The sequence below is a fragment of the Ensifer sp. GW823-FHT05D09 genome (genome assembly GCF_058795755.1).
On sequence record NZ_JBXAIA010000019.1, the window covers coordinates 23,547 to 50,210 of the forward strand.

Below are 26,664 nucleotides of genomic sequence, written 5' to 3' on the forward strand. Positions count from 1 at the left end.
GTTGCCGGTGAAGGAGCGGTTAGGAAACATGGCTTCGATCGTTATTTATACGCGTCAGTTCTGCGGCTATTGCTCGGCTGCCAAAAAGCTTCTGGAAACCAAGGGCGTCTCGTTCCTCGAACACGATGCGACTTACGATCCGCAGGTGCGCCAGAAGATGATCGAGAAATCGCATGGCGGCACCACATTCCCGCAGATCTTCATCAACGACATCCATGTTGGCGGTTGCGACGATCTGCATGCGCTGGAGCGGGCCGGAAAGCTCGACGAGATGCTGGCCGCCTAGACCTTCTCCGCCCTGAATGGAGCGACAGAAACGCTCCTTTGCCGTATCTTCAAGAATTCCCTGATGGAAAGCCGGTTCGGACTTTCCCGGGAATGCTCGCAGGAGCCCGACTGCCATGACCTTCAAGGCCGCCGCCATCCAGATGTGTTCCGGCGTCGATCCGGCAAGAAATGTCGAGACGATGGCACGGCTGGTGCGCGAGGCGGCAGGTCATGGCGCGACCTATGTCCAGACGCCGGAAATGACCGGAGCGCTGCAGCGCGATCGCGCCGGCTTACGGGCCGTGCTCCGGGACGAGGCCAACGACATTATCGTGCGCGAAGCGGCGGCCCTTGCGCGTGAACTCGGCATTCATCTGCATGTGGGGTCGACCGCCATCGCCCTTGCCGACGGCAAGATCGCCAATCGCGGGTTCCTGTTCGGCCCGGATGGCTCCAAGATCTGCGACTACGACAAGATCCACATGTTCGACGTCGATCTCGACAATGGCGAGAGCTGGCGCGAAAGCGCGGCCTACACGCCGGGCGCGACGGCGCGTTTGGCGGACCTCGATTTCGGCAAGCTCGGCTTTGCCATCTGCTACGACGTCCGCTTCCCGGAACTGTTCCGCCAGCAGGCGGTCGCAGGCGCCGAGGTGATGTCGGTGCCGGCGGCCTTTACCCGCCAGACCGGCGAAGCGCATTGGGAGATCCTGCTGCGCGCCCGCGCCATCGAGAACGGCTTCTTCGTCATTGCCGCAGCCCAGGGCGGCGTGCATGAGGACGGGCGCGAGACCTTCGGCCATTCGATGATCGTCGACCCCTGGGGCAAGGTGCTGGCCGCAGCCGGTGCTGCCGGCGAGGGGATCGTGTTGGCGGATATCGATGTTGCCGCCGTGCATGCGGCCCGCGCCAAGATCCCGAACCTCAGGAATGCCCGCAGCTTTGCGCTGGATCAGGTCCTGCCGACCGGCAAGGGAGGCGTTGCCGCTTGATCCGCTATACGCTTTCCTGCGATCAGGGCCACGCTTTCGAGGGCTGGTTCTCGTCGAGTGACGATTTTGATGGCCAGATGGAGCGCAAGCTCGTTTCCTGCCCCACCTGCAATTCCACAACGGTTGCCAAGCAACTGATGGCACCTTCGGTCGCAACCGCGCGCAAGAAGGAAGCGACGCGGGCGCTGGTGATGGACCAGGCGCAGAAGGAAACCGTCGCCAAGATCCGCGAACTCGTCAAAGCGGTGCGCGAGAATGCCGAGGATGTCGGCGACCGCTTTCCGGAAGAGGCGCGCAAGATCCACTATGGTGAGGCGGACGAACGCGGTCTCATCGGCCAGGCGACGGTGGAAGAGGCCGTCGCACTTCTCGAAGAAGGCATCGCGATCGCGCCGCTGCCGGTATTGCCCGACGAGGTCAACTGACCGCCGGCGCGGCATCGTTCCCCACGCCAGCCGTTTTGCCTGTCGTTTCATAAAATCCGAAAACGCTCTTTAAAAACAGATTGTTGGTTCCCATTTCCGGATCTTTGCAATCCGGGATTTTGAGAGCAATGGATCTTGCTGACCTTCGTATTTCCACCGACCGCCTGACGATCCGGCATTTTGCGCCTGAGGACTTCGATGGGTTCCATGCCTATCACCGGCTACCGGATGTTTATCGCTATCTCTATGCCGATCCGCTGGACGAGGACGGCGCACGCACCAAATTTGCGAAGGCGCGCGACCCGCGCCTCGATGAGGATGGGGATGTCGCGGTCTTTGCCGTGGAGCGACGGGAGGATGGCGCGCTCGTTGGCGAAGTGCTGTTGAAGCTTGCGAGCAAGGCGGCGCGGCAGGCAGAAACCGGCTACATCTTCAACCCGGCGTTTGCCGGCAAGGGCTATGCGACCGAAGCGATGCGGGTGGCACTCGATCTCGGTTTCTCTCTCCTCAATTTTCACCGGATTTTCGCGCGGCTCGATCCGCTCAATACCGGCTCTGTCGGCGTCGTCGAGCGTCTCGGCATGCGCCGCGAGGCGCATCTTATCCAGAACGACCTGTTCAACGGCACCTGGGGCGACGAGTACATCTACGCCCTGCTGCAGCACGAATGGAACGCGCGGCCAAAGGCTGCCCGAGGCAACTAGGGGTCAAAATGCAAAACCCTACGGCGAAAGACATCGCCGGAGGGTTTCAAATGTTCAGTCCATATCCCGCAGGCTCGGCCGGTTTGCCGTCAAAGCGGGCGCTTGGCGACGATCATGTAGTTGACGTCCATGTCTTTCGACAGGTTCCACTGGTTGGAGAGCGGGTTGAAGAACACGCCGGTGCGTTCGGTCAGTTCCAGACCGCTTGCGACAAGCGGCTTTTCCAGCTCCTCGGGGCGCACCAGCTTTTCATATTGATGGGTGCCGCGCGGCAGCCAGCGCAGCACGTTTTCGGCGGCGAAGATCGCCAGCGCCGCCGCCTTCATCGTGCGGTTGATGGTGGCGACGAACATCAGGCCACCCGGGCGAACCATATGGGCGCAGGTGCTCATGAAGAAGTCGACATCGGCGACGTGCTCGACCACTTCCATGTTGAGAACGATGTCGAAGCTTTCGCCCGCTTCGGCAAGCGCTTCAGCCGTTACCGCACGATAATCGACGGCAACGCCGCTACCGGCGGCATGGGTCTTGGCGATGCCGATGTTCTTTTCCGACGCATCGGCGCCGACGACGTCAGCCCCCATGCGGGCCATCGGCTCCGACAGCAGCCCGCCGCCGCAGCCGATATCGAGCAGGCGCAAGCCTTTCAGTGGCTGCAGGCTCTTCGGGTCACGGCCGAAATGCTCGGAAACCCGGTCGCGGATATAGGCGAGGCGGACCGGGTTGAACTTGTGCAGCGGCCGGAACTTCCCCGTCGGGTCCCACCATTCGGCGGCCATGGCCGAAAAGCGGTCTACCTCGCTCTGGTCGATCGTCGTGCGCGCTGTCTCGCTCATGCTGCCGTCTCCTTCATTCTGCCTGATGAAGTCGGACGATCGGGCAGGGATGTCAAGAGGCGGGCCGCGGCCACAACAGCGCATCCAAGGCAGCTACAGCGGGTTCTGCCGATGGCACCCCAGCTGACAAGCGTTCGGTCAAGCCTCCGGCTGCGGTTGGTAATGCAGGATGACGACACCGGACTTGAGCGGCCGCGCGTGGGTGAGCTTTAGAGTGGTGCGCTTTGGCAGGGATTTGAAGAGCGGGACGCCGCCGCCAAGCAACACCGGGTTGATGCCGAGGCGATACTCGTCGACGAGGCCTCTTTCCACCAGCCCCGCGGCAAAATCCGCGCTGCCGAAGATGAAGATGGTGCCGCCGTCCAGCGCCTTCAGGCGTTCGACTTCGGCGACGGCATCGCCGGAAACCAACGTGGTGTTGTGCCAATCGGCACGCGTCAATGAACGGGAGAAGACGTATTTCTCGACACCGTTCATGAAGGTGGCGATATCGCCCTCGGCCGCTGGCCAATAGGATGCCATCATTTCGTAGGTCACTCGGCCGAACAGCAGCGTATCGCCTTCACGCTGGGTCTCACCGATGTAGGCGGCGAGCTCGTCCTCGAAGACGAACCAGCTGATGTCATGGCCCGGGGCCTCGAAGAAACCATCGACACTGACCATGTCCCACATGATGACCTTGCGCATTGTCATTGCTCCCGTTTTCGCTCGCCGCCGGTTGCGGACCATTTGCCGATAATTAATCCTCGCAATACTGGTTCAATTTTGCAAGTGGTTTTGTTATTGTATCGGATATCGCCCGCCGTCGACGGGCCTTTCATGTATCGGCTGGCAGGGAAGCAAAGTGCGCGGGAAGCAGATTTTGGGCGATCGAAACCGTCGCCCCCGCAGCCTTCGCAACGCTTGCTGGAAATCGGTTGCGTGATCGCACGGCCGGACAGATCTGAAAGCGGCCATCCCGGATGACGTGCGCGACGGGGTGGGACGAAGCCCGGGCGGTCCAGCCCGAGCTTCAATCTGTCCTATCTCTGCGCGTCGACGATCAGGATCATCGGCCGTTCCATCTCTTCTGCAAGAGCTGGATTGGCGTCGATCTGGCCTGGCGTCGGGTGCCACTCCTCGACGTGGCGGATGGAAAAACCGCCGCGCACCAGGGCGTTAAGCGTGGTGCCGATCGTGCGGTGGTACTTGATCACGCCCTTGGCCAGCCAGTCCGTCGTGCGCCGACCCTCGACGGAATAGTGATCCACCGGCCAGCGCTTCTGCCCGTCTTCGCCGACCTGCCAGCCAGGGTTCAGCGATGCCATGTAGATCGGGTGTTCGATGGTGAAGACCAGGTGGGACCCGGGGATCAGCGCATCGTGGATCGCCCGGACCAGCCGGTCGAAATCCTCGACATAGTGGAAGGCGAGCGAGCTATAGGCGACGTCGAAGGCGCCGGCCTCGAGCGCCAGTTGGTCGAGATCGGCGATGCCGTATTCAATTGCCGGATCGGACGTGTCGCGCCGGGCGCGGGCAATCATATTTTCCGACAGGTCGAGGCCGAGAACGCGATCGGCCCCCTGCTCGCCGGCGAAGCGCGAGAACCAGCCGAAGCCACAGCCGAGATCGACCACGCGCTTGCCCGCCAGATCCGGCAGGGCGGCGCGGATCGCGGGCCATTCGGCGGCGCCATCCAGACCATGCACGGATCGACCGAGCTGGCTGTAGCCTTCGAAAAATTCCGGTTTGTCGTAGATATTCTGTGCCATTTCATTCTCCATCAAAAAATGCCGATGGACGGCGCACCCGTCAAAAGAAGAACCCCGTCCGTTTCCGGCGAGGCTGCAGGTGCGCGAACGCTCTTTCGTCAGCGTGCTCTATCGCCCCCGCATCCCGCCTGTTGGGATGCCGGCCGAACGCGCAACGATATGGACGTCATGTTCGCACATGGGCCCGATATCGCCCGATCCGGCAATCCAGTCAAGGTTCGCATCTGCCGCAAAGAGCTTAACGCCGGGGCGAGGGTATCAATCGAGATATTCCAACGGATATAACGCTGTGCCATAGTCGCGCCGAACCATCGTCCGCACCTCGAACAAGAGGCTTCACCATGATCAGTTACTTCGCCGGCGCCGTCGGCGCCTTTCTTGCCCTGATACCGCTTGCGGCTGAAGCGAAACCCTTCACGGATGCTGCCGGACGCACGGTCGAGCTTCCCGATCATATCGGCAAGGTGCTGGCGGCCGGTCCGCCGGCATCGGTGCTGATCTATGCGATTGCTCCGGAAAAACTGGCGGGCTGGGTGCGCGAGCCGAAGGAGGACGAAAAGCCCTACCTGATCGAGGCGGCGCGCGGCTTGCCGACCTATGGCCGGCTGACCGGCAAGGGAGGGACGGCGAACATCGAGGCGGTGCTAGCCGCCAAGCCCGACGTCATCATCGATGTCGGCACGGTGGACGCGACCTATGCCTCGCTTGCCGACAAGGTGCAGAGCCAGACCGGAATTCCCTATGTCCTGATCGACGGTTCCTTCGGCAAGAGCGCCGAGACCCTGCGCAGTCTCGGCGTCATGCTCGGCGCTGAAGAGCGGGGCGACAAGTTGGCCGACTATGCCGACGAGACACTGACGGAACTCGCAGCGACCATGGCGGCGGTGCCCGCCGACAAGCGCCCGCGGGTCTATTATGGCCGCGGTCCCGATGGTTTGGAGACCGGTCTTGCCGGCTCGATCAATCTGGAAATTCTCGAATCTGCCGGTGCCGTCAACGTCGCTGCCGCCGCCGGAAAAGGCAGTCTGACCCAAGTTTCGTCGGAACAGGTGCTCGCTTGGAACCCGGAGGTGATCATCGCGGCAAGCCCGAAGTTTGCCGCGTCGGTTGCAGCCGATCCGGTGTGGAGCAAGGTCCAGGCGGTCGGGAAGGGGCAGGTGTTCAGCGCGCCGTCGCTGCCGTTCGGCTGGTTCGATTCACCGCCCGGCATCAATCGCCTGATCGGTATCCGCTGGCTCGAGGCACTGCTTTACGGCGATATCTACCAGGGGGACCTGAAAGCCGAGACGCGCGAATTCTACAAGCTGTTCTACCAGGTGGATCTTGATGATGCGCAATTGGCGACGCTGCTCAAAGGCGCTCTGCCGGAAGCGGAATGACAGGAAAAGCAATGACAAGGCGAATGCTGTCGAGGCGCCGATTGGCCGGCTCGGGATTTCTGCTTGCGTTCGCCGGCCTGCTGGCGCTCGCCGTCCTGTCCATGACAGTCGGCAAGTTCGACGCCGGGCTGGCGGATCTGCTCGCCCAGATCAGTGCAATGCTTGGCGGTGCGCCGGCGGATGAAACGGTGGCAACGGTCTTCTGGAACATCCGCCTGCCGCGGGTGGTCGCCGGTCTTGCCGTCGGTGCGGCTCTTGCGGCGGCCGGTGCAACCTACCAGGGCTTGTTTCGCAATCCGCTGGTCTCGCCCGATATCCTCGGCGTTTCCGCCGGCGCCAGTTTCGGCGCGGTGATCGGCATCTTCCTGTCTCTGCCTGTCGGCATCATCCAGTTGATGAGTTTTGCCGGCGGGCTGATTGCCGTGTTCTCGGTCTATGCGGTTGCCGCAGCGATCCGCAACCGCGATCCGGTGCTGGTTCTCGTGCTTGCGGGCATCGCGGTCGGTGCGCTTGTCGGTGCCGGCATATCGCTGATCAAGATCCTCGCCGATCCCTACGATCAGCTGCCGGCCATCACCTATTGGCTGCTCGGCAGCCTGGCATCGGTCACGTCGGGCAATATCATCTCCATCCTACCGGCGCTTGTCGTCGGCATCGTCACGCTCTTTCTCCTGCGCTGGCGAATGAATGTCATGACGCTGGGCGAAGAGGAGGCGAAGGCGCTGGGTATCGATACCGGCCGCCTGCGCGTGGTGCTGGTGCTTGCGGCAACGCTCATCACGGCTGCAGCCGTTTCGATCACCGGCATCATCGGGTGGATCGGTCTCGTTATTCCGCATGTGGCGCGCCTCATCGTCGGTCCGGATTTCGTCCGGCTCCTGCCGATTTCGATGGCGCTCGGCGCCGCCTACCTGCTCGTTGCCGACATCTTGGCGCGCAGCATCGCGCTGATCGAGGTGCCGCTCGGTATCCTGACGGCGACCGTCGGTGCCCCGTTCTTTCTCTTCCTGCTCGCGTCAGGGCGAAGGGGCTGGCAATGAGGCTCGAGGTCGACCGGATCGCCTTTGGCTATGGCAGCCGCCTTGTCGGCCAGGACATCAGCTTCACGCTCGAAGAAAACGAAGTCTTGGTGCTGTTCGGACCGAACGGCGCCGGCAAGACGACGCTGTTCAAGACCTTGCTCGGGTTTGTTCCCTTAAGGGCCGGAACGATCCGGCTGGACGGCCAGCCGATCGGCGCCTGGTCCGGCCGCGAGCGGGCATCGCGCATCGCCTATGTGCCGCAGGCCCATGCAGCGCTTTTTCCCTTCACGGTGGAAGATCTGGTGCTGATGGGCCGCGCGCCGCATGTCGGCCTGTTTGCAACGCCCGGCCTCCGTGACCGCGACGTGGCCGCCGCCACTCTGGAGCGGCTCGGCATCGGCCACCTGGCAGGCCGCGCCTATACCGAAATCAGCGGCGGCGAGCGCCAGATCGCGCTGATCGCCCGGGCGCTGGCACAGGAACCGTCGATCCTGGTGATGGATGAGCCGACGGCGAGCCTCGACTACGGCCACCAGATGCGGGTGCTCGACCGGGTGCGCGAGCTTGCGGGCGAGGGCGTCTCGATCGTCCTGTCGACCCACAATCCCGACCACGCCTTTCGGGTGGCCGACCGGGTGGCGCTGGTGTTCCAATCGAGGCTTGCGGCACTCGGAACACCGGAAGCCGTGCTGACGGCAGAAGCGCTCAAGCAGCTCTATGACATCGATGTGGTGATCGGCACGCTTGCCGGCAGCGACGCCCGCCTCTGCGCACCACGAAACAAGACTTGACGAAAGGAAGGCCACATGGTTCGCGAAAATGAAATCCGGGAAAACGAAGTCTCGATCACGCCGCCCGAGGTAAACGATGCGGGCCTGACCTTCATCGGCCGCATTTCGACGCCGTGGGTCTCACGGCTTGGCTGCCCGCGACAGGGGCGCCATGACGGGCCGATTTGCCGGATCGAGATCTTTGCGCCCTGGGTCGAGGCGCTGAAAGGCGTCGAACGCTTCGAACGGCTGGAGATCCTCTATTGGCTCGACCGGTCTCGCCGCGACCTCGTGTTGCAGAGCCCGGCCAACAATGGCGAGACGCACGGCACCTTTGCCCTGCGTTCGCCGGTGCGGCCGAACCCGATCGGCACCTCGATCGTCCAGCTGGAAGCGGTCGAAGGCAATGTGCTGCTGGTGCGCGGGCTCGACTGCCTCGACGGCACGCCGCTCATCGACCTGAAGCCCGACCGCACGCTGTTCAAGCCGATCGCGCCGCCGCAGCCGGGAGACTTCGAGACCGGTGACAATGGCACCGCACACTACTGCAAGAAGGCGTGAGCGTTCAGTCGATCGCGACCATAACGTCGGACGCCTTGATGACGGCATAGGCGTCACCGCCGGCCTTGAGGCCGAGTTCATCGACGGCCTCGTTGGTGATCGAAGCCGTCACGATGGCCCCGGCGCCGAGATCGATGCGCACATGCGCGGTGGTCGCCCCTTTGACGACGTCGACGATCTTGCCCTTGAAGCGATTGCGCGCGCTGATTTTCATGCCGGCTTCCTCCGCTTGGAGGGGGGAAGTTAGGCGGCGCAGGCGCATCGGTCAAATGGTGGTGCGCGACGATTGTCGCGCACCACGTATCGATCAGGCCAGGTCTGCCTGCGCGGCCGCAGCGAAGAAATCTTCGGGATCTTCGACCTCGACGAGCTTGCGTTTCTCGATCAGCCAGAAGCGGTCGCCGACGTTGCGCACGAAGCTGCGGTCGTGCGACACCAACAGGCAGCTGACCTCGTTCTTCATCAACTCGTCTTCGAGCGCCTCCTGACCCTCGATGTCGAGATGGTTGGTCGGCTCGTCGAGCAGGTAGAAGTTCGGCTCGCGCAGACGCAGCACCAGCATCGCCAGGCGCGCCTTTTGGCCACCGGAGAGCCGACCGACTGGCTTGTCCTGCATGTCGATGCCGACACCGGCGCCGGCAAGCAGCGAGCGCACTTTCGGGTCGCTCAGCGAGAAACGGCGGGAGAGGGCTGCAAGCGGCGTCTCCTTGTCCGAAAGACCCGCAAGCGCCTGGTCGCTGTAACCGAGCACCAGGGAAGGCGTGACCTTCAGTGTTTCGGGCGCACGCGCCGGCTCTTCGATCGCTGTGCGGATCAAGTTGACCAGCCGTGTCTTGCCGGCGCCGTTCTCGCCGAGCAGGACGATGCGGTCGCCCTGGCAGATCCAGCGCTTTCCCGTGCGGAAAAGCGGGGTACCGTCGGGCGTTTCCACCTGGACATCGTCGAGCGTCACCAGGATTTTCGCGTGCGTGCCGCGATTGGTGAGCCGGATTCCTCCGGCGGAACGTTCCTGATGGGCTGGCTTGGCGGCGTCTTCCAGCCGGTCGGCGCGCTGGCGCAGCTGCTTGGTCTTGATCGTCAGGAGATCGCTGCCGGAATTGATGCCGATATTGTTGAGCTTGGCCGCCTGCCGCCTGAGTTGCTGCGCCACCTTCATGTCGCGCTGGTAGCGCCGCTCTTCCGAGGCGTCGAGTTCGTCGATCGCATCGCGCGCTCGCGAATAGGGCAGCGCAAAAACAGGCGATTGCTCCGGGCGCAGGAACAGCGTGCGGTTGGTAGTAGCGTCGAGGAAGGCGCGGTCGTGGCTAGCGATCAGCACCGGCACGTCGCGCGGCAGAGCGTTCAACCAGGCTTCGAGCCTTGCAATCTTGGCGAGATCGAGGTGGTTTGTCGGCTCGTCGAGCAGCAGCGCATCGGGATCGGTCACCCAGACGCGCGCCAGCAGCGCCAGCCGCTGCCAGCCGCCGCTCAACTCGGCGACCGCACGCTCACGAAGGGCTTCGGGCACGTCGAGCTGGTCGAGCACGATATCGACGCGCCAGCTCTCGCTGTCCGCCTGTTCGGCCGACAGCGCCGACAGCACCGCCTCGTGGAACGACAGCGGCAAAAGCTCTGCCGGCACGTTCTGCTCGACATGGCCGACGGTCAGGCCGCGCGAGCGGGTGATCTCGCCCGCCGTCGGTTCGAAGCTGCCGCCGATCGCCCGGAGCAGGGTGGATTTGCCGCGGCCGTTTGCGGCGACGATGCCGACACGATCGCCGGCAGCGACCGAAAGGTTGAGGTTGGAGAAGAGCGACGTGCTGAGGGTGACGTCGAGGTTGCGGATGTTGATCAAGGCCATGGTCGTTCTCTGGACTGCGCGAGCGACGGCGGACATCCACGGGCGGCAAGACTTCTGCCGGGTTGGGCGGAATGTCGGACCCGATGCACGATATGGTGCAGTGTTCGGGCCGCGTCGGCTCGGTATGGAAAACGGCGCGGGCGTTCAAACCGAAACGGTTTTCAGCCGCACCACACTGGGGCAGACCAGGGATAAGGTTCGCGAAGACGCGAAGCGATTGTACCGGTCAGCCCTGCAAACGCATCTGCAGGGCGTTGACGGGGCCACGCTGGCGGTGGTGCCGGAAAAATGTCATCACAACGCAGCCCTCCTTTCACAATCGAGTTGCAGCGCGTGTTTACCATCGGTGCGAGCAGCATTCAAGGGGACGCGTCGGTCCTGCCGACCTGAAGCGCGCGCCGATTGCAAACCGGCAACCCCCTACATATCCACGCCGAGGAACTTGAACGGTTCGGCTTGCTTGAAATCGCCGGTCGCATCGCCCGAGTAGGTATGGTCCTGGTTTTCTCCGAGATCGAGTTTCATGACCTTGCCGGTCGCTTCCGAGAAGTCGATCTTGTTCAGGTCGACCCAGAAGGTGTTCGGGGTCAGCGCAGACTCGAAGAAATAGAGCTTGCGCTTGTGATCGACCACCGTCCGCCAGCGGGTGGAGGAGATGTTCGGCTCTTCCGGAGTGTTGAGGCCGTAGGGCACGGAGACGTTGCGGATGACGCTGAAGACGCTGGCAAGCGCCCGGTTGGCATCCTCTTCCTTCGGGATGGCGTTGACGTAGAAGGACGCCCGGGCGAAGCGGTCGGCAGCGCGGTTCGTTCCCGGCAGCATGACGGTGCCGCCGATCTGCTTCCAGTAGCTGTTGAGCGCGAGCTGCTGGTCGAAGGTCGGCGAGTTGGTCATGACCTGGTACTTGCGGTCGTGATGGATCACCTGCTTGCCGCCGATATATTCGACGATCGCGCTGTCGCCGCTGCGATCGGAGATCGACAGGTGCAACGTCGCCAGCCGGTTTTCGCCGGGCACGTTGTCGGTGACGATGGTGAAGGGCTCTTTTTCGAGCGCGGCCACGGCCTCTTCCACCGTCGCAAAGCTATCGAGCACATATTGTGCCCAGGCGGCGATCGTCAGACCCGGCTTGTTATCGTCCAGTTTCGGATATTCGGATTCCACCAGCCAGAGAAGGTTGGCGTTGAGGCCCGCTTCGTTGACGCCGTCGGTTGTCGAAACGTCGTATCCCGTTGCGACGACGCTGCCAAATTTCGCCGTCCACTTGAAGGAGTTGGGACCGGTCTGACCGTTGCGCTTGATGCCACGGGGCAGCACCCAGAGATTGGTCGCGACGTCGCTCTTCCAGTCCATCGAGCGCGCGGTGATGATGGTATCATCAGGGCCGAGATAGACGAGCCGCGTGCATGCCTCTGCTGGCACCTGGGCAAGGACAAGCAACGACGCGAGGAGGGTAGAACTCAGTGCCCGTGCGGTGCGAATTGCCTTAATGGTCATGGCTTCACTCCTTGTGCGGATAGCGATCGGTCTAGAACACCATCGAGAAACCGAGCACGGGGCCATGCTCATTGACATCCCAGCGGAACGTGTTGGCGCCGGTGAAGTCGTCGTTCTCGTAGTCCTGATAGAGCATGCGATAGCCTCCGCGCAGGATCGTCGGGTGTCCGAGTATTTCGGTTCTATAGCCGAGATAGGTCTGGGCTTGCGAGAAAGACCCGGCGCGCGTGTCGCGCGGCGGCATGGCTAAGCGATGGCGGCATCAGCGGACCCTCTCCGAAGATGGTGGCAGCCTAGCGGGTGATGCTGCAATTTCAAGTCGCAAATGCGCGTCGGCCGCTTGATCATCGACCATCCGGCGTTGCTGACCTTACGTGCCCGTCCGGCCTTATTCCTGCCTTCTTGCCATTGCGCCCCGCCCCCCGATCCGCTAAGAGACGCCGCGACTTTCCGCTCCCCGAAGCGGTGATTGGCCGATGTCCGAGAAGTCTCCCAAGCTTTTTGACCGTCGGGCGCCGACGGGGGCGCTTTCCTGTCACGCGCTCACGCGCAAACATTCGGTACCGGTAGAGGCGAAATGGCACGCATCGTGATGAAATTCGGCGGAACTTCCGTCGCTGATTTGGACCGCATTCACAATGTTGCCCGTCATGTGAAACGCGAAGTCGATGCCGGCCATGAGGTCGCAGTCGTCGTTTCCGCCATGTCCGGCAAGACCAACGAACTGGTCGGCTGGGTGCAGAACATGCCCAAGGTCGCCGGCAGCAACGCGCCGTTCTACGATGCGCGCGAATATGATGCCATCGTTGCCTCGGGCGAACAGGTGACCTCGGGGCTTCTCGCGATCGCGCTGCAGTCGATGGGCATCAATGCGCGCTCCTGGCAGGGCTGGCAGATCCCGATCCGCACCGACAACGCCCACGGCGCCGCGCGCATCCTCGACATCGAGGGTGCCGAAATCATCCGCCGCATGGGCGAGGGCCAGGTGGCCGTGGTCGCCGGCTTCCAGGGGCTTGGCCCGGACAACCGGCTGGCGACGCTCGGTCGCGGCGGCTCCGATACGTCGGCGGTTGCAATTGCGGCAGCCGTCAAGGCCGACCGTTGTGACATCTATACCGACGTCGATGGTGTCTACACGACCGACCCGCGCATCGAGCCGAAGGCGCGGCGTCTGAAAAAGATCGCGTTCGAGGAAATGCTGGAAATGGCATCGCTCGGCGCCAAGGTGCTGCAGGTGCGCTCGGTCGAGCTTGCCATGGTGCACAAGGTCCGCACCTTCGTGCGTTCGTCTTTCGAGGATCCCGATGCGCCGGGCATGGGTGACCTTCTCAATCCGCCCGGCACGCTGATTTGTGATGAGGAAGAAATCGTGGAACAGGAAGTCGTAACCGGCATTGCCTATGCCAAGGATGAAGCCCAGATTTCGCTGCGCCGTCTTGCCGACAGGCCGGGCGTTTCCGCGGCGATCTTCGGGCCGCTGGCCGAAGCCCATATCAATGTCGACATGATCGTCCAGAACATCTCGGAAGATGGTTCGAAGACCGATATGACCTTCACGGTTCCTTCCGGCGACGTCGACAAGGCGCTGCGCGTGCTCGGCGACAACAAGGACAAGATCGGCTACGACGTGATCCAGTCGGAAGCAGGCCTGGTCAAGGTCTCGGTCATCGGCATCGGCATGCGCAGCCACGCCGGCGTTGCCGCCTCGGCCTTCCGGGCGCTCGCCGACAAGGGCATCAACATCAAGGCGATCACCACGTCGGAAATCAAGATCTCGATCCTGATCGACGGACCCTATGCCGAATTGGCAGTTCGCACTTTGCATTCCGCCTACGGTCTCGATAAGAGTTAATTCTGAGATGACTGATTTGGGATTCGCAGCGGTTTTGGCTGCGAATTCTTCCGCCGTCGTCGTCTACTCTTTTTCGGGGGACCCCACGCGATGAGAGACCTTTCCGCAGGTCCGCGCGTTCTCCTCAAGCGGTTGCGCGAACTGATGGCGGAACCGCTCGAGCCACAGGAGCGCCTTGACCGGATCGTGCGCCAGATCGCACAGAACATGGTCGCGGAAGTGTGTTCGGTCTATGTGCTGCGTTCCGACGGGGTGCTCGAACTCTACGCGACCGAAGGTCTGAACAAGACCGCCGTCCACCTGGCGCAATTGAAGATGGGCCAAGGCCTCGTCGGCACCATTGCCGCGTCCGCCCGACCGCTCAACCTCTCCGACGCCCAGGCGCATCCAGCCTTTACCTACCTGCCGGAGACCGGCGAAGAGATCTACCACTCGTTCCTCGGTGTGCCGATCCTGCGCACCGGCCGCGCGCTCGGCGTTCTCGTCGTGCAGAACAAGGCGCAGCGCAACTACCGGGAAGACGAGGTCGAGGCGCTCGAAACGACCGCCATGGTTCTGGCCGAAATGGTCGCGACCGGCGAGTTGAAGAAGATCACCAAGCCCGGCCTCGAACTCGACCTGTCCCGCCCTGTCTCCATCGACGGCAACAGCTACGGCGAAGGCATCGGCCTTGGCTATGTCGTGCTGCACGAGCCGAGGATCGTGGTCACCAATCTTCTGAACGAGGATACGGACCAGGAACTGCAACGGCTGGCCGAAGCTCTGGGGTCGCTCAGGATCTCGATCGACGACATGCTGTCGCGTCGCGAAGTGTCGATGGAGGGCGAGCACCGCGCGGTGCTCGAGACCTACCGCATGTTTGCCCATGACCGCGGCTGGGTGCGGAAGCTCGAAGAGGCGATTCGCAACGGCCTGACGGCCGAAGCTGCCGTCGAGCGGGTCCAGAGCGAGACGAAGGCGCGGATGATTCGGCTGACGGATCCCTATTTGCGCGAGCGCATGCACGATTTCGACGATCTCGCCAACCGGTTGCTGCGCCAGCTTTCGGGCTATGGTGCGAAGCTTTCGGCGAGCGATTTCCCGACCGATGCAGTGGTCGTCGCTCGTGCGATGGGGGCTGCCGAACTTCTTGACTATCCGCGCGAAAACGTCCGCGGCCTGGTGCTAGAAGAAGGTGCCGTCACCAGCCACGTGGTCATCGTTGCCCGCGCCATGGGCATCCCTGTGGTCGGTCAGGCGGCGGGCGCCGTCGCGCTTGCGGAAAATCGCGACGCCGTCATCATCGATGGCGACGATGCCAAGGTACATCTGCGGCCGCTGGCCGACTTGCAGCGCGCCTACGAGGAAAAGGTGCGCTTCCGCGCTCGCCGCCAGGCGCAGTTCCGGGCGCTTCGGGATGTCGAGCCGCTCACCAAGGACGGCAAGCGCATCACGTTGCAGATGAATGCCGGGCTTCTGGTCGACCTGCCGCATCTCAACGAAGCGGGGGCGGAGGGCATCGGCCTCTTCCGCACCGAACTGCAGTTCATGATCGCCTCGACCATGCCGAAGGCGGAAGAACAGGAAGCCTTCTATCGCAGCGTCCTGAAGCAAACCGGCGGCAAGCCGGTAACGTTCCGCACGCTCGATATCGGCGGCGACAAGGTGGTTCCGTATTTCCGCGCGGCGGAAGAGGAAAATCCGGCGCTCGGATGGCGGGCGATCCGTCTTTCGCTTGACCGGCCAGGCCTGTTGCGCACCCAGCTTCGCGCCATGCTGCGTGCGGCGGCCGGCCTTGAGCTGAAATTGATGCTGCCGATGGTGACCGAGGTCTCGGAGCTGAAGGAAGCCCGCGAACTCCTGCAAAAGGAAATCGAGCGCCAGTCGAAACTTGGCGAACAGCTTCCGCGCAAGCTGCAGTTCGGCGCCATGCTGGAAGTGCCGGCGCTGTTGTGGCAGCTCGACGAGTTGATGAGCGAAGTCGACTTCGTTTCGGTCGGTTCGAACGATCTGTTCCAGTTCGCCATGGCGGTCGATCGCGGCAATGCCCGCGTCTCCGACCGTTTCGACGTGCTGGGCCGCCCCTTCCTCCGCATCCTGCGCGATATCGTGCGCGGCGGCGAGCGCCATCAGACGCCGGTGACCCTGTGTGGCGAAATGGCAAGCAAGCCGTTGTCTGCAATGGCGCTGCTCGGCCTCGGCTACCGCTCGGTGTCGATGTCGCCGACGGCAGTCGGTCCGATCAAGGCGATGCTCCTGGCCCTCGACGCGACCAAGCTCGGCGAGGTGCTGAACGCGGCGCTCGACGATACGCGCGACCATACGCCGGTTCGCCAGATCCTCATCGATTTTGCTGCGACAAACGGCATCCCGGTTTAGATAGATTTGAAGCGCTTTTGTCCTCGTCCGAGCTATGATCCGGGCGAGGCGAAGTGCATTTGGAGTGACACTTGGCAAAGCTTCCCATTGAGAAAATGCGCGAACTGGAACGACGGTTCGGCGAGATCGAGGCCCGCATGTCAGCGGGACCGGCAGCCGACGTCTATGTGAAGCTGGCGTCGGAATATTCCGAACTGCAGCCGGTGGTGACAAAGATTCGCGCCTACGAGAAGGCGACCGGCGAGCTTGCCGATATCAACGCGATGTTGGCCGACAGGACGACCGACAAGGACATGCGCGACCTGGCGGAAATGGAAAGGCCCGACGTCCTGGAGGCGATCGAACAGTTGGAGCAGGAGATCCAGATCCTGCTCTTGCCGAAGGATGCTGCGGACGAAAAGAGCGCGATCCTCGAAATCCGTGCGGGAACCGGCGGTTCCGAGGCGGCGCTGTTTGCCGGCGACCTGTTCCGGATGTACGAGCGCTACGCGGCAGGCAAGGGATGGAAGGTCGAAGTGCTCTCGTCGAGCGAAGGCGAAGCGGGCGGTTTCAAGGAAATCATCGCCACCGTTTCCGGGCGTGGTGTGTTCGCGCGGCTGAAGTTCGAGTCCGGCGTTCACCGCGTTCAGCGCGTGCCGGAAACCGAGGCGAGCGGTCGCATCCACACATCGGCGGCGACCGTTGCCGTGTTGCCGGAAGCCGAGGAGATCGACATCGAGGTTCGCCCCGAAGACATCCGCATCGATACCATGCGCTCGTCGGGCGCCGGCGGGCAGCACGTCAACACGACGGACTCTGCGGTGCGCATCACCCATCTTCCGACCGGCCTCGTCGTCACGAGCTCGGAAAAGTCGCAGCACCAGAACCGCGCCAAGGCGATGCAGGTCCTGCGGTCCCGGCTCTATGACATGGAGCGCCAGCGCGCCGATAGCGAGCGTTCGGCTGATCGTAAGAGCCAGGTGGGCTCCGGCGACCGCTCGGAGCGTATCCGCACCTACAACTTTCCGCAGGGCCGCATCACCGATCACCGCATCAACCTGACGCTCTACAAGCTCGACCGGATGATGATGGGCGAGATCGACGAGGTGGTCGATGCGTTGCTGGCCGACTACCAGGCGAGCCAGCTGGCGCTGCTTGGCGAGCAGCGGGGCTGATCGCGATGACGGCCACGCTCGCGCGCCTCGTGTCGGAAAGCCGGGACCGCCTGACGGCGGCCGGCATCGAGCATGCGGCGCTCGATGCGCGCCATCTGGTCTCGGGCCTGCTCGGACTGTCGCTGACGGATGTCGTGACCCGCGGCCGGGATACGGTTTCCGAGGCCGATGCCGTCAGGGTGCGGGCGGCCGTGGAGCGACGGGCGGCCCGTGAACCGGTCTACCGCATTCTCGGGGAACGGGAGTTCTTTGGCCTGCCGCTCAAACTGTCGCGGGAAACGCTGGAGCCGCGGCCGGATACGGAAACGCTCGTTGATCGCATGATCCCGTATCTGCGCCAATCCGTTGCGGCGAAGGGGAGCTGCCGGCTCCTCGATCTCGGCACGGGCACCGGGGCGATCTGCCTGGCCTTGCTGGCGAGCGTTCTTGAAGCCCGAGGCACGGCGACCGATATATCGCGGGACGCGTTGGCGACGGCGAGCGCAAATGCCGAGGCGCTTGGGCTTTCAGATCGCTTCGAGGCCCTGCGCAGCAATTGGTTCGAACATGTGGAGGGCCGGTTCGACGCAATCGTCTCAAATCCGCCTTATATACGGTCCAGTGTGGTCGCAGAGCTTGAGCCGGAAGTGCGATTGCACGATCCAGCCGCAGCGCTCGATGGCGGAGACGACGGCCTTGATGCCTATCGTGCCATCGCCCTTCAGGCCGGTCATCATCTTGAGACAAACGGCGTGATAGGCTTGGAAATCGGTTTCGATCAGAAAGAGGCGGTTACGGCGTTGTTTAATGCCGAGAACTTCCGTTTGCGCGAAGAAGCCAAGGATCTGGGCGGCAACGACCGGGTGCTGATCTTCGGGCGTAGCTTCGACCGTTGAAAAAATGCTGCACTGGCGCATCTTCTTTCTTGCAGACGCAAAGAAAGGGCTTGGAATCCCAGAGGAAGCGGGCTAGTTTGCCCGCGCACTGGGCAGATGGTCATGGACCTAAGATTCGTTCCGGTATGACCTGGCCACGGGGATTGCTCTCAAGAAAGAGTTGCTAGGGTTCAACAGTGCCTTGTGCAGGTACCTGTTAATTTGACGCCAGTCGGCGCCGAAGCCGCCAATGTGCGGGCTCACCGGCGCGCGGCCTGTCGGGCGCGGACTTATCCGGCCGGAAGACGAAACCACATGATCATCATTATCAAGAGAATTCGGGTGAATGTACTATGAGGCCAGGACAGCAAAACAAGCGCGGCCGCGGGCGGAATAACAATAATAACAACAACAATAACAACAACGGAAATAACAACAATCATAACCGCAAGGGATCCAATCCCCTGACACGGACCTATGATAGTTCGGGTCCGGACGTGAAGATTCGCGGCACCGCGCAGCATATCGCCGAGAAATACTCGGCACTGGCTCGTGACGCGCAGAGTTCCGGCGACCGTGTCATCGCCGAAAACTATCTCCAGCACGCCGAGCATTACAACCGCATCATCGCAGCCGCGCAGGCGCAAATGCAGGACCGCTTCCAGCGCGAAGAGCGCCAGGACTTCCGCGGACAGGATGGCAACGACCAGGACCAGGATCAGGATCAGGACGATCTGGATCAGGGCTATGTCGACGAAGCGCCGGCCCAGGTTGCAGCCGCTCCGGCTCCCGTGGTGGTCGTCGAGCAGCAGCCGGTGATCGACGGTTCGGGCCCGCAGCCCGTCATCGAAGGTACGCCGGCCGAAGTCGCCATGGAAGAAGAGACGCCAGCGGCGTCCGGTCGTGCGGCCTCGCGTCGCCGCAGCGCACCGCGCCCGCGTCGTCCGCGCCGCAGTGCAACGGATGAAGCTGCCGGCGAAGGCGAAGCTTCAGGCGAAGCGCCTCCGGAAGCTCCGGCACTGGCCGCGTCCGAGTAAGTTTTCGCAGGGCCGCATGCGGCCCGGAAAAAGCAGATATCAAAAGCCCGGTCCGCCTTGCGGCCGGGTTTTTTGTTGCCCGGGTTATCGGGCGGCGGCTGAAGCCTGCTGGAGCCGCCCGCTTTCAAGTGGCATCACCGAAGGCGGACAAGATGCTTTGGAATGAGAGTGCGAGAGCGTTGTTCCGAACGCCCGGCGCTCTCGCATCAGGCACCCTCGTGATCGCTCAAACGCCGCTTCAGGGTGCCGTCATCAGGCGCTGATCCCGTTGACGAGCAAGGCTGCAAGATTGGCCGCTGCATTCTCCTCGGTCGCTCGGCCACGGACAAATTCGCGGGCAATCGTTTCCGCAGCACCGGCAAGGCCTGCGCAGCGCAGGCGCAGGTCATCCTTGGAAAGATTGGAGAAGGGGCCGACGGCGGCGCCGATGAGCGCGACATAGTCGTCGGCGAGTTCCTGCTGCACGCGGTCCATCTCGGCGTTGCCACGCAGCGCGCTCGACATTGCCTGCCATTCCGCGCCATTTTCCGCGGCGCAGCCGATGTAAACGGAGCCAATGGTGCGGGCGACGGATGACAGATCGGATGGTGTCTCCTGCAACGCCTTCGTCAACTTTTCGGTATGGCGCTCCTCGATCTCGCGCGAAAGCGCGATCAGCAGCCCCTCGCGGGTGCCGAAGTGCTCGTAGGCGATCGGTTTGCTGACGCCGGCGCGCTCGGCAAGGTGGCCCAGGGTGAGGGCGTCGGCGCCGCATTCCCGCAGGATCTCCTTGGACGTTTCAAGGAGCTGGGCACGCCGTTCGGGCTTGGCAAGTTTCCTGATTGCCGTCTTTGGCATCGGCTGCTCTCCTCGGGTCGTACACGCTGCTGCATGTTTCCTTAAATCCTATTCGATTCAAGGATAAAACATGCAGCAATTCAAAGTGCTGCAGCGGCCTTTGCGCGTCTGATAAGACGCGCGGCGCTGTAGGCGATAAAATATCCAGATCCCTTGACGCAGTGGATTCGCTACTTATCTACCAATAGTAACTTACTAATGGTAGGTTGGCAAAATGCCGACCTCGTTCCCGTCTAGGAGATATGAACATGTCGAGCAAGTTCTCACCCGTGCTGATCATTGGCGGTTCGGGCGTCGTCGGATCGCAGGCGGCCAGGGCGATCCACAAGCTGCACCCCGATCTGCCGCTGGCAATCGGCGGTCGAGATCTTGTCCGGGCGCAAGCGGTGGCCAGCGAGCTCAGTGGAGCAACCGGTGTGCGGATCGATCTCGAGCGCGCCGATCTCGGTCTCCCCGACAATGCCGGTTTCAGCGCCGTGGTCATCTTCGTCAAGGACGAGAGGCTGACTTCGATGCGTTACGCGCAGCAGAAGGGCATCCCCTATGTCAGCGTCTCCAGCGGAACGTTCGAGATCGGGCCGGAGGTTGCGCAATATATCCATGCGCCGGACAAGGCGCCGATCCTGCTTGCCAGTCATTGGCTGGCCGGAGCCGCGATCTTCCCCGTGCTTGACGCTCTCTCGTCTTACAGGACCGTCGATGCGATCCGCATCGGCGTGCTTCTCGACGAGGAGGATATGGGCGGGCCGGCGGCTCTTGCCGACTACAATCGCATCACCGGGACTGCGCCGGCCTCGCTCACGGTCAAGGACGGCAAGCTGCATTGGGTGAGCGGCCAGGAGGCGAGTGCGCGTTACACCAGCGTCGATGGCGTCGAACTTGATGCGGCCGCCTACTCGCCCTTCGACGTCATGGCGCTGGCTGCCAAGACCGGTGCAAAGGAGATCCGCCTGGACCTCGCCTACAGCGTTTCCGCCAGCCGGAGGCGCGGCGAACCTTTTTCGACGGAGATCATGCTCGAAATCGAAGGGACGTCGAAAGACGGAGAGCGCCTCGCCCGCAAGCATGAGATTGTCCACCCCCAAGGACAGGCGCCGCTGACGGCGCTTGGCGTCGCACTTGCGGTCGAGCGCATGCTCGGCCTTGATGGCGGCGCGGCGCCCAAGGCGGGTCTCTACCTTCCGGAGGTCCTGATCGAGCCGGCATACTACGTCTCTCGCATGAAGGAGTTCGGCACGTCGTTCGTTGATCGCTGATCCGTCTGTCACTGCCGAGGCGCGTTCGTTCGACGCGTCGAGGTAACGCGTGACCTCCATCTGCAAACGACCACGCATCGCAAAGATGCGTGGTTGTTTTCGTCACGGACGAGATTTCCTAATTGCGACATGCAATCAGCCCTTTAATTTCCAAAACCGCTGCCCCATATTCGCTTCGGACGTGTTGATCCCGCGCAAGGTGTGGATCGATGCCCAATGACAGGTTCGCCGAATGCGGGAGCCTGATCCTGAAACACCAGCGGGTGCCGCGTGACGGGCCCGATGGGCTATGGAGGTAAAGTATGAATATCGAGAAATACTCCGAACGTGTGCGCGGTTTCCTGCAATCGGCGCAGACCTATGCGCTGGCTCAGGGACACCAGCAATTCACACCCGAGCATGTGCTGAAAGTGCTGCTCGACGACGACCAGGGCATGGCCGCTTCGCTGATCGAGCGGGCGGGTGGTGATGTGCGCGAGGCGCGCGCCGGCAATGATGCAGCGCTTGCAAAACTGCCGAAGGTTTCCGGCGGCAACGGTTCCGTCTATCTGTCGCAACCGCTCGCGCGCGTGTTTTCGAGCGCTGAAGAGGCGGCCAAGAAGGCCGGCGACAGCTTCGTCACCGTCGAGCGCCTGCTGCTGGCACTGGCGATCGAAAGCACGGCCGCCACCGCCGATATCCTGAAGAAGGCCGGCGTGACACCGACCAAGCTCAACCAGGTCATCAACGACATTCGCAAGGGCCGCACCGCCGACAGCGCCAATGCCGAGCAGGGCTTCGACAGCCTGAAGAAGTATGCCCGAGACCTGACGGCCGATGCGCGCGAAGGCAAGCTCGACCCGGTGATCGGCCGTGACGACGAAATCCGTCGCACGATCCAGGTGCTTTCGCGCCGGACCAAGAACAATCCTGTCCTGATCGGTGAGCCCGGCGTCGGCAAGACGGCGATCGCCGAGGGCCTGGCGCTGCGCATCGTCAATGGCGACGTGCCGGAAAGCCTCAAGGACAAGCAGTTGATGGCGCTCGATATGGGCGCGCTGATCGCAGGCGCGAAGTTCCGGGGTGAGTTCGAAGAGCGGCTGAAGGCAGTGCTCAACGAAGTGCAGGCGGAAAACGGCGAGATCATCCTGTTCATCGACGAAATGCACACGCTGGTCGGTGCCGGCAAGGCGGAAGGGGCGATGGACGCCTCCAACCTCCTGAAGCCCGCGCTCGCGCGTGGCGAGCTGCATTGCGTCGGCGCGACGACGCTCGACGAATACCGCAAGCATGTCGAAAAGGACGCAGCCCTTGCCCGGCGCTTCCAGCCTGTCATGGTCGAGGAGCCGACGGTCGAGGACACGATCTCGATCCTGCGTGGCCTTAAGGAAAAATACGAGCAGCATCACAAGGTGCGGATCTCCGATTCCGCGCTGGTTGCTGCCGCGACGCTGTCCAACCGCTACATCACCGATCGGTTCCTGCCGGACAAGGCGATCGACCTGATGGACGAAGCTGCCTCGCGGCTGCGCATGCAGGTGGATTCCAAACCCGAGGAGCTTGACGAACTCGACCGGCGCATCATGCAGCTGAAGATCGAGCGGGAAGCCCTGAAGAAGGAAACGGACGCTTCGTCTAAGGACCGGCTGGAGAAGCTCGAGCTTGATGTCGTCTCGCTCGAAGAGCAGGCATCGGCGCTGACGGCCCGCTGGCAGTCGGAAAAGCAGAAGCTTGGCCGCGCCGCCGACCTCAAGAAGCAGCTGGAAGACGCCCGCAACGAGCTGGCGATCGTCCAGCGCAAGGGCGAGTTCCAGCGTGCCGGCGAGTTGACCTATGGTCTCATCCCGAAGCTCGAGAAGGAGCTTTCCGACGCCGAAAGCCAGGAAAACGCCAACGCCAATCCGATGGTGCAGGAGGTCGTGACCCCCGACAACATCGCCCATATCGTTTCGCGCTGGACCGGCATCCCGGTCGACAAGATGCTGGAAGGCGAACGCGACAAGCTGCTTCGTATGGAAGACGAGCTTGCGAAATGGGTCGTTGGTCAGGGCGATGCCGTCCAGGCGGTATCGCGTGCCGTTCGCCGCGCCCGTGCCGGCCTGCAGGATCCGAACCGGCCGATCGGCTCGTTCATCTTCCTCGGTCCGACCGGGGTCGGCAAGACCGAGTTGACCAAGGCGCTTGCGCGCTTCCTGTTCGACGACGAGACCGCGCTTCTGCGTATCGACATGTCGGAATACATGGAGAAGCACTCGGTCGCTCGATTGATCGGTGCACCTCCGGGTTATGTCGGTTACGAGGAAGGTGGCGCGCTGACCGAATCCGTCCGCCGCCGGCCCTATCAGGTCGTGCTGTTCGACGAAATCGAGAAGGCGCATCCGGATGTCTTCAACGTGCTGCTGCAGGTGCTCGATGACGGCCGCCTGACCGATGGCCAGGGCCGCACCGTCGACTTCCGCAACACGATGATCATCATGACCTCGAACCTCGGTGCCGAGTATCTGGTCGGTCTGGGTGAAAACGAAGACAGCGATGTGGTTCGCGACCAGGTGATGGATGTCGTCAAGTCGGCCTTCCGGCCGGAGTTCCTGAACCGCGTCGACGAGATCATCCTGTTCCACAGGCTTCGTCGCTCTGAAATGGGCGCGATCGTCGATATCCAGCTGGCACGGCTGCTCAAGCTCTTGTCCGAGCGCAAGATCTCGCTGGAGCTGGAGGACGATGCAAGGGCGTTTCTGGCCGACAAGGGTTACGATCCGGCCTACGGCGCTCGCCCGCTGAAGCGAGCGATCCAGAAGTATCTTCAGGACCCGCTCGCCGAGAAGATCCTGCAGGGCGAGTTCCCGGATGGATCGACCATCAAGGTTCTGGCCGGCTCCGACCGGCTGAACTTCAAGGGCGGGGCGCGTTCGGAAAAAGAAGCCGCCTAACCGTAGAAACTGGAAAAGGCCGCCTTTCGGGGCGGCCTTTTGCGTTCATGCATCGTAAACGGAAGCATCAGCCGCCAACCGGCATAAGTTACCGCCAGATTGTGCGGGCTACTTGCTGGCGACTTCGCTGCCGTTGCCGTCCTTGTTCAGCAACTCGTCGATGCGGTCCCGTTCCTTTTCGAACTTCGCAAGTGCATCGCCGTCGAGCGATTTGCCGCCCGGCAGGCGGATGCGCAGCGGATCGACCTTGTTGCCGTTGACGATCAACTCGTAATGCAGGTGCGGACCGGTCGAAAGGCCTGTTGTTCCGACCCAGCCGATCACCTGACCCTGGACGACTTTTGCGCCGGCCTTGACGGTCTTGGCGATCGCGCTCTGGTGGTTGTAGGACGAGACATAACCGTTGGCGTGGCGGATCAGCGTCTGGTTACCGTATCCGCCGGAATCCCAGCCGGCTTTCTCCACCGTGCCGTTACCGGCAGCGATGATCGGCGTGCCGCGGGGGGCTGCCCAATCGACGCCGGTGTGCATACGCGAGAAGCCGAGGATCGGGTGGCGGCGCATGCCGAAGCCGGAGCGGAAATGGCCGTTCGGCACGGGGTTGCGCAGCAGGAACTGCCGGATGCTCTTGCCTTCGCTGTTGAAGTAGTCGATCGAATTGTCGTCCGGATCCTGGAAGCGATAGAAAGTCGTTTCAGCGTCACCGAACTTCGCCTTGACGTAAAGCAGTTCCGACTCCGCCGTCGCCATGCCGCGATCGTCGGTGACCGAGAAGAAGGCTTCGAGCGAATCCGTCGGCTTCAGCTGCGCCTGGAAGTCGACGTTGCTGGCGAGCAGCTTGACGACGAGCCCGACCATGTCGGCGTTCATGCCGTAGGACAGGGCTGCGCGGTAGATACCATCATAGACGCGCGGCAGATCGTGGGTGCTGGTGATCGTCGGCGTGCCGTTGTCGTCGAAGGCGGTCGCAACCGCATCGAGCCTTGGCGGTTCGGCGCCGGGAACGAAGCGGCCGCCATCATCGACGGCCATCGTCAGCACATGGCGATTGCGCGAATAGATGGTGGCGCGAACGATGCGGGCTTCTTCGCCCTTCTGGATGATGCCGATGCGCAGCACGTCGCCGTCGTTCAATTCCTTGGCGCCGAGCGCGTCGCCGATATAGGAGGCGGCGTCTTCGGCCTGCGCCTTGGCGTAGCCGGCATTGACCATGGCGGTCGCGATACCGGTCTTGCGGCGCACCGGAATGATATCGTCGGCGTATTCGGTGCTTTGTTCGTTGATGCTCTCGTAGGCAGCATCACTCTTGTTCTGTTCGACGATGCGTGCCGTCAGGCCCTGCAAAAGGTCGAGGCCGTCGCTATCGGAAGCGAAACGCTGCGGATCGACATAGAAGAGCGACGCGACCTGGGTGCTGCCTTCGGTCAAGACCGAACCGTTGGTGCGGACGTTCTCTTCGACCTCGTCGAGCGACATAGAACTGTCGAAAGTGAGGCTCGAGCCGTTGATCGGGAAATCCACCGTCTTCAGCGCCACCTCGGAATCGACGTTCGAGCCGTAGAGCGTGCCGGTGCGCGCGACCTGCGGTTCGGCATCGGCGTCGTCGGCGGAGAAGATCGCCAGCGGATCGAAGTCCGGATAGCTGTCGGAAACCTGGTGGTTGGCGGCAAGCGCCATCTTCACGTGAACGAAGGGCTGCTTGCGTACCACTTCCTTCTCGCCGTCATGGATCATCGTCGAGACTTCCATGACGGTCTTGTCGGCCGGCTTGGCAACGATGTTGGGAGAAAGGATACGGTCGCCGCGCTTGGCGGTGACGGGGGCGTTGCCGCCGTTCGATGCGTCGAGTGCGGCATAGGCTTCGGCCGGGATTGCCAGCTGCTGGCGACCGTCGAGCGCTGCGAAAAGGGCGACGCCCATAAGAAGACTGGAGGTGATACCTGTCAGGAAGGTGCCGGAAAGCCAGCGCAACGAAATCTCGCGCCTGTCCGGCGCGCGCCGGCCATCCGCAAGGATCGGCGGTTGGTCGCCGAGCGACCGGACCATTTTCTTGTCGGTGATCATTCCGAGCTGGGGGCCCCTGATTTCTCTTGCCGTATTCTTGCAGGCGATACGTTGCGCGAAGATGTGCATCTTTCGCACACGGGAGTCAAATCCATGGGGAGGATAGGGGAGGGCAGTGCACACCCCTATATGCGTGCCCCCGCGTACCCCGTGCGCCCCGTGTGACGCGCCGATAATCTCGCTTAGATCGGTGGATTGTGAAGAAGTAAGGGCCAAAATGTGTCTCCACAGGCCGTTCGGAGGCGTTCGAAAGTTTTTTTGAGGGAAAAAGCCCGCATTTGCTCGCTTTGTCAGAAATC

At 62.6% G+C, this 26,664-nt stretch carries 24 protein-coding genes; 15 read left to right on the forward strand and 9 right to left on the reverse strand.

From position 1 onward, the window contains the following. Positions 1–28 precede the first annotated feature (28 nt). The 4 genes from grxC (at position 29) to AC1Q80_RS30375 (ending at position 2,388) form a co-directional block, all read left to right on the forward strand. Positions 29–286 (forward strand): glutaredoxin 3, encoded by a 258-nt coding sequence (gene grxC / locus AC1Q80_RS30360; RefSeq protein ID WP_173423485.1) that lies wholly within the window; start codon positions 29–31, stop codon positions 284–286. Between the two features lie 115 nt (positions 287–401). Then, on the forward strand, positions 402–1,259 hold the full coding sequence (locus AC1Q80_RS30365; RefSeq protein ID WP_492362884.1) for a carbon-nitrogen hydrolase family protein: 858 nt from the start codon (positions 402–404) through the stop codon (positions 1,257–1,259). After that, positions 1,256–1,684 carry a DUF1178 family protein gene (locus AC1Q80_RS30370; protein WP_492362885.1) on the forward strand — a complete coding sequence of 143 codons (429 nt, stop codon included), beginning with the start codon at positions 1,256–1,258 and terminating at the stop codon, positions 1,682–1,684. Before AC1Q80_RS30365 ends, AC1Q80_RS30370 begins: the two co-directional genes overlap by 4 nt. Before the next feature lie 128 nt (positions 1,685–1,812). After that, positions 1,813–2,388 (forward strand): GNAT family N-acetyltransferase, encoded by a 576-nt coding sequence (locus AC1Q80_RS30375; RefSeq protein WP_492362886.1) that lies wholly within the window; start codon positions 1,813–1,815, stop codon positions 2,386–2,388. A gap of 89 nt (positions 2,389–2,477) precedes the next feature. Here the strand turns inward: AC1Q80_RS30375 and ubiG are convergent, their stop codons facing one another. From ubiG to AC1Q80_RS30390, 3 genes are all read right to left on the reverse strand, one after another. Beyond that, positions 2,478–3,224 carry a bifunctional 2-polyprenyl-6-hydroxyphenol methylase/3-demethylubiquinol 3-O-methyltransferase UbiG gene (gene ubiG, locus AC1Q80_RS30380; protein WP_492362887.1) on the reverse strand — a complete coding sequence of 249 codons (747 nt, stop codon included), beginning with the start codon at positions 3,222–3,224 and terminating at the stop codon, positions 2,478–2,480. 138 nt (positions 3,225–3,362) lie between these two features. Then, on the reverse strand, positions 3,363–3,911 hold the full coding sequence (locus AC1Q80_RS30385) for a dihydrofolate reductase family protein (protein ID WP_209793119.1): 549 nt from the start codon (positions 3,909–3,911) through the stop codon (positions 3,363–3,365). Positions 3,912–4,246: 335 nt separating this feature from the next. Continuing rightward, a complete protein-coding gene (locus tag AC1Q80_RS30390) occupies positions 4,247–4,975 on the reverse strand; it encodes a class I SAM-dependent methyltransferase (protein WP_492362888.1) in 729 nt (242 codons plus the stop codon). 341 nt (positions 4,976–5,316) lie between these two features. On the opposite strand from AC1Q80_RS30390, the gene AC1Q80_RS30395 reads away from it, so the two are divergent. From AC1Q80_RS30395 to tsaA, 4 genes are read left to right on the forward strand one after another with little or no spacing between them, the layout of a single operon-like run. After that, positions 5,317–6,354 (forward strand): iron ABC transporter substrate-binding protein, encoded by a 1,038-nt coding sequence (locus tag AC1Q80_RS30395; protein ID WP_492362889.1) that lies wholly within the window; start codon positions 5,317–5,319, stop codon positions 6,352–6,354. Positions 6,355–6,365: 11 nt separating this feature from the next. Beyond that, on the forward strand, positions 6,366–7,394 hold the full coding sequence (locus AC1Q80_RS30400) for a FecCD family ABC transporter permease (RefSeq protein ID WP_492362890.1): 1,029 nt from the start codon (positions 6,366–6,368) through the stop codon (positions 7,392–7,394). Next, the gene (locus tag AC1Q80_RS30405; protein ID WP_492362891.1) at positions 7,391–8,167 is read left to right on the forward strand and encodes an ABC transporter ATP-binding protein; all 777 of its coding nucleotides are present in this window, start codon (positions 7,391–7,393) and stop codon (positions 8,165–8,167) included. The genes AC1Q80_RS30400 and AC1Q80_RS30405 overlap by 4 nt, the downstream gene beginning before the upstream one ends. 15 nt (positions 8,168–8,182) lie before the next feature. Continuing rightward, positions 8,183–8,707: a tRNA (N6-threonylcarbamoyladenosine(37)-N6)-methyltransferase TrmO gene (tsaA, locus tag AC1Q80_RS30410; RefSeq protein WP_173423475.1), complete on the forward strand. Its 525-nt coding sequence runs from the start codon at positions 8,183–8,185 to the stop codon at positions 8,705–8,707. 4 nt (positions 8,708–8,711) lie between these two features. Here the strand turns inward: tsaA and AC1Q80_RS30415 are convergent, their stop codons facing one another. From AC1Q80_RS30415 to AC1Q80_RS30430, 4 genes are all read right to left on the reverse strand, one after another. Then, positions 8,712–8,921 carry a TOBE domain-containing protein gene (locus AC1Q80_RS30415; RefSeq protein WP_209793113.1) on the reverse strand — a complete coding sequence of 70 codons (210 nt, stop codon included), beginning with the start codon at positions 8,919–8,921 and terminating at the stop codon, positions 8,712–8,714. A gap of 93 nt (positions 8,922–9,014) precedes the next feature. Further along, on the reverse strand, positions 9,015–10,547 hold the full coding sequence (locus tag AC1Q80_RS30420) for an ABC-F family ATP-binding cassette domain-containing protein (RefSeq protein WP_492362892.1): 1,533 nt from the start codon (positions 10,545–10,547) through the stop codon (positions 9,015–9,017). A 420-nt stretch (positions 10,548–10,967) separates the two neighbouring features. Beyond that, positions 10,968–12,044 (reverse strand): linear amide C-N hydrolase, encoded by a 1,077-nt coding sequence (locus tag AC1Q80_RS30425; RefSeq protein ID WP_492362893.1) that lies wholly within the window; start codon positions 12,042–12,044, stop codon positions 10,968–10,970. Between the two features lie 31 nt (positions 12,045–12,075). After that, entirely contained in the window at positions 12,076–12,288 is a 213-nt protein-coding gene (locus tag AC1Q80_RS30430) for a hypothetical protein (protein WP_492362894.1), read from the reverse strand. Between the two features lie 333 nt (positions 12,289–12,621). Here AC1Q80_RS30430 and AC1Q80_RS30435 point away from each other — a divergent pair, with 333 nt between their 5' ends. From AC1Q80_RS30435 to AC1Q80_RS30455, 5 genes are all read left to right on the forward strand, one after another. Then, a complete protein-coding gene (locus AC1Q80_RS30435) occupies positions 12,622–13,896 on the forward strand; it encodes an aspartate kinase (RefSeq protein ID WP_173423470.1) in 1,275 nt (424 codons plus the stop codon). A 90-nt stretch (positions 13,897–13,986) separates the two neighbouring features. Then, positions 13,987–16,254, forward strand: a complete 2,268-nt coding sequence (gene ptsP / locus AC1Q80_RS30440) for a phosphoenolpyruvate--protein phosphotransferase (protein WP_173423469.1) — start codon at positions 13,987–13,989, stop codon at positions 16,252–16,254. A gap of 71 nt (positions 16,255–16,325) precedes the next feature. Continuing rightward, positions 16,326–17,408, forward strand: a complete 1,083-nt coding sequence (prfA, locus tag AC1Q80_RS30445; RefSeq protein ID WP_173423468.1) for a peptide chain release factor 1 — start codon at positions 16,326–16,328, stop codon at positions 17,406–17,408. Between the two features lie 5 nt (positions 17,409–17,413). Continuing rightward, positions 17,414–18,283, forward strand: a complete 870-nt coding sequence (gene prmC / locus AC1Q80_RS30450) for a peptide chain release factor N(5)-glutamine methyltransferase (RefSeq protein ID WP_173423467.1) — start codon at positions 17,414–17,416, stop codon at positions 18,281–18,283. A gap of 332 nt (positions 18,284–18,615) precedes the next feature. Next, complete coding sequence (locus AC1Q80_RS30455) at positions 18,616–19,299, forward strand: DUF4167 domain-containing protein (protein WP_492362895.1); 684 nt, start codon at positions 18,616–18,618, stop codon at positions 19,297–19,299. A gap of 252 nt (positions 19,300–19,551) precedes the next feature. On the opposite strand, the gene AC1Q80_RS30460 is transcribed toward AC1Q80_RS30455, so the two are convergent. Further along, a complete protein-coding gene (locus AC1Q80_RS30460; RefSeq protein ID WP_492362896.1) occupies positions 19,552–20,136 on the reverse strand; it encodes a TetR/AcrR family transcriptional regulator in 585 nt (194 codons plus the stop codon). A 248-nt stretch (positions 20,137–20,384) separates the two neighbouring features. Here AC1Q80_RS30460 and AC1Q80_RS30465 point away from each other — a divergent pair, with 248 nt between their 5' ends. Both AC1Q80_RS30465 and clpB read left to right on the forward strand, forming a co-directional pair. Further along, positions 20,385–21,392 carry an NAD(P)-dependent oxidoreductase gene (locus AC1Q80_RS30465; protein WP_492362897.1) on the forward strand — a complete coding sequence of 336 codons (1,008 nt, stop codon included), beginning with the start codon at positions 20,385–20,387 and terminating at the stop codon, positions 21,390–21,392. A gap of 302 nt (positions 21,393–21,694) precedes the next feature. Beyond that, positions 21,695–24,301, forward strand: coding sequence for an ATP-dependent chaperone ClpB (gene clpB, locus AC1Q80_RS30470; protein WP_492362898.1), 2,607 nt, complete (start codon positions 21,695–21,697; stop codon positions 24,299–24,301). A gap of 108 nt (positions 24,302–24,409) precedes the next feature. Here clpB and AC1Q80_RS30475 read toward each other — a convergent pair whose 3' ends face one another. Continuing rightward, positions 24,410–26,365: a M23 family metallopeptidase gene (locus AC1Q80_RS30475; protein ID WP_492362899.1), complete on the reverse strand. Its 1,956-nt coding sequence runs from the start codon at positions 26,363–26,365 to the stop codon at positions 24,410–24,412. Positions 26,366–26,664: the final 299 nt, after the last annotated feature.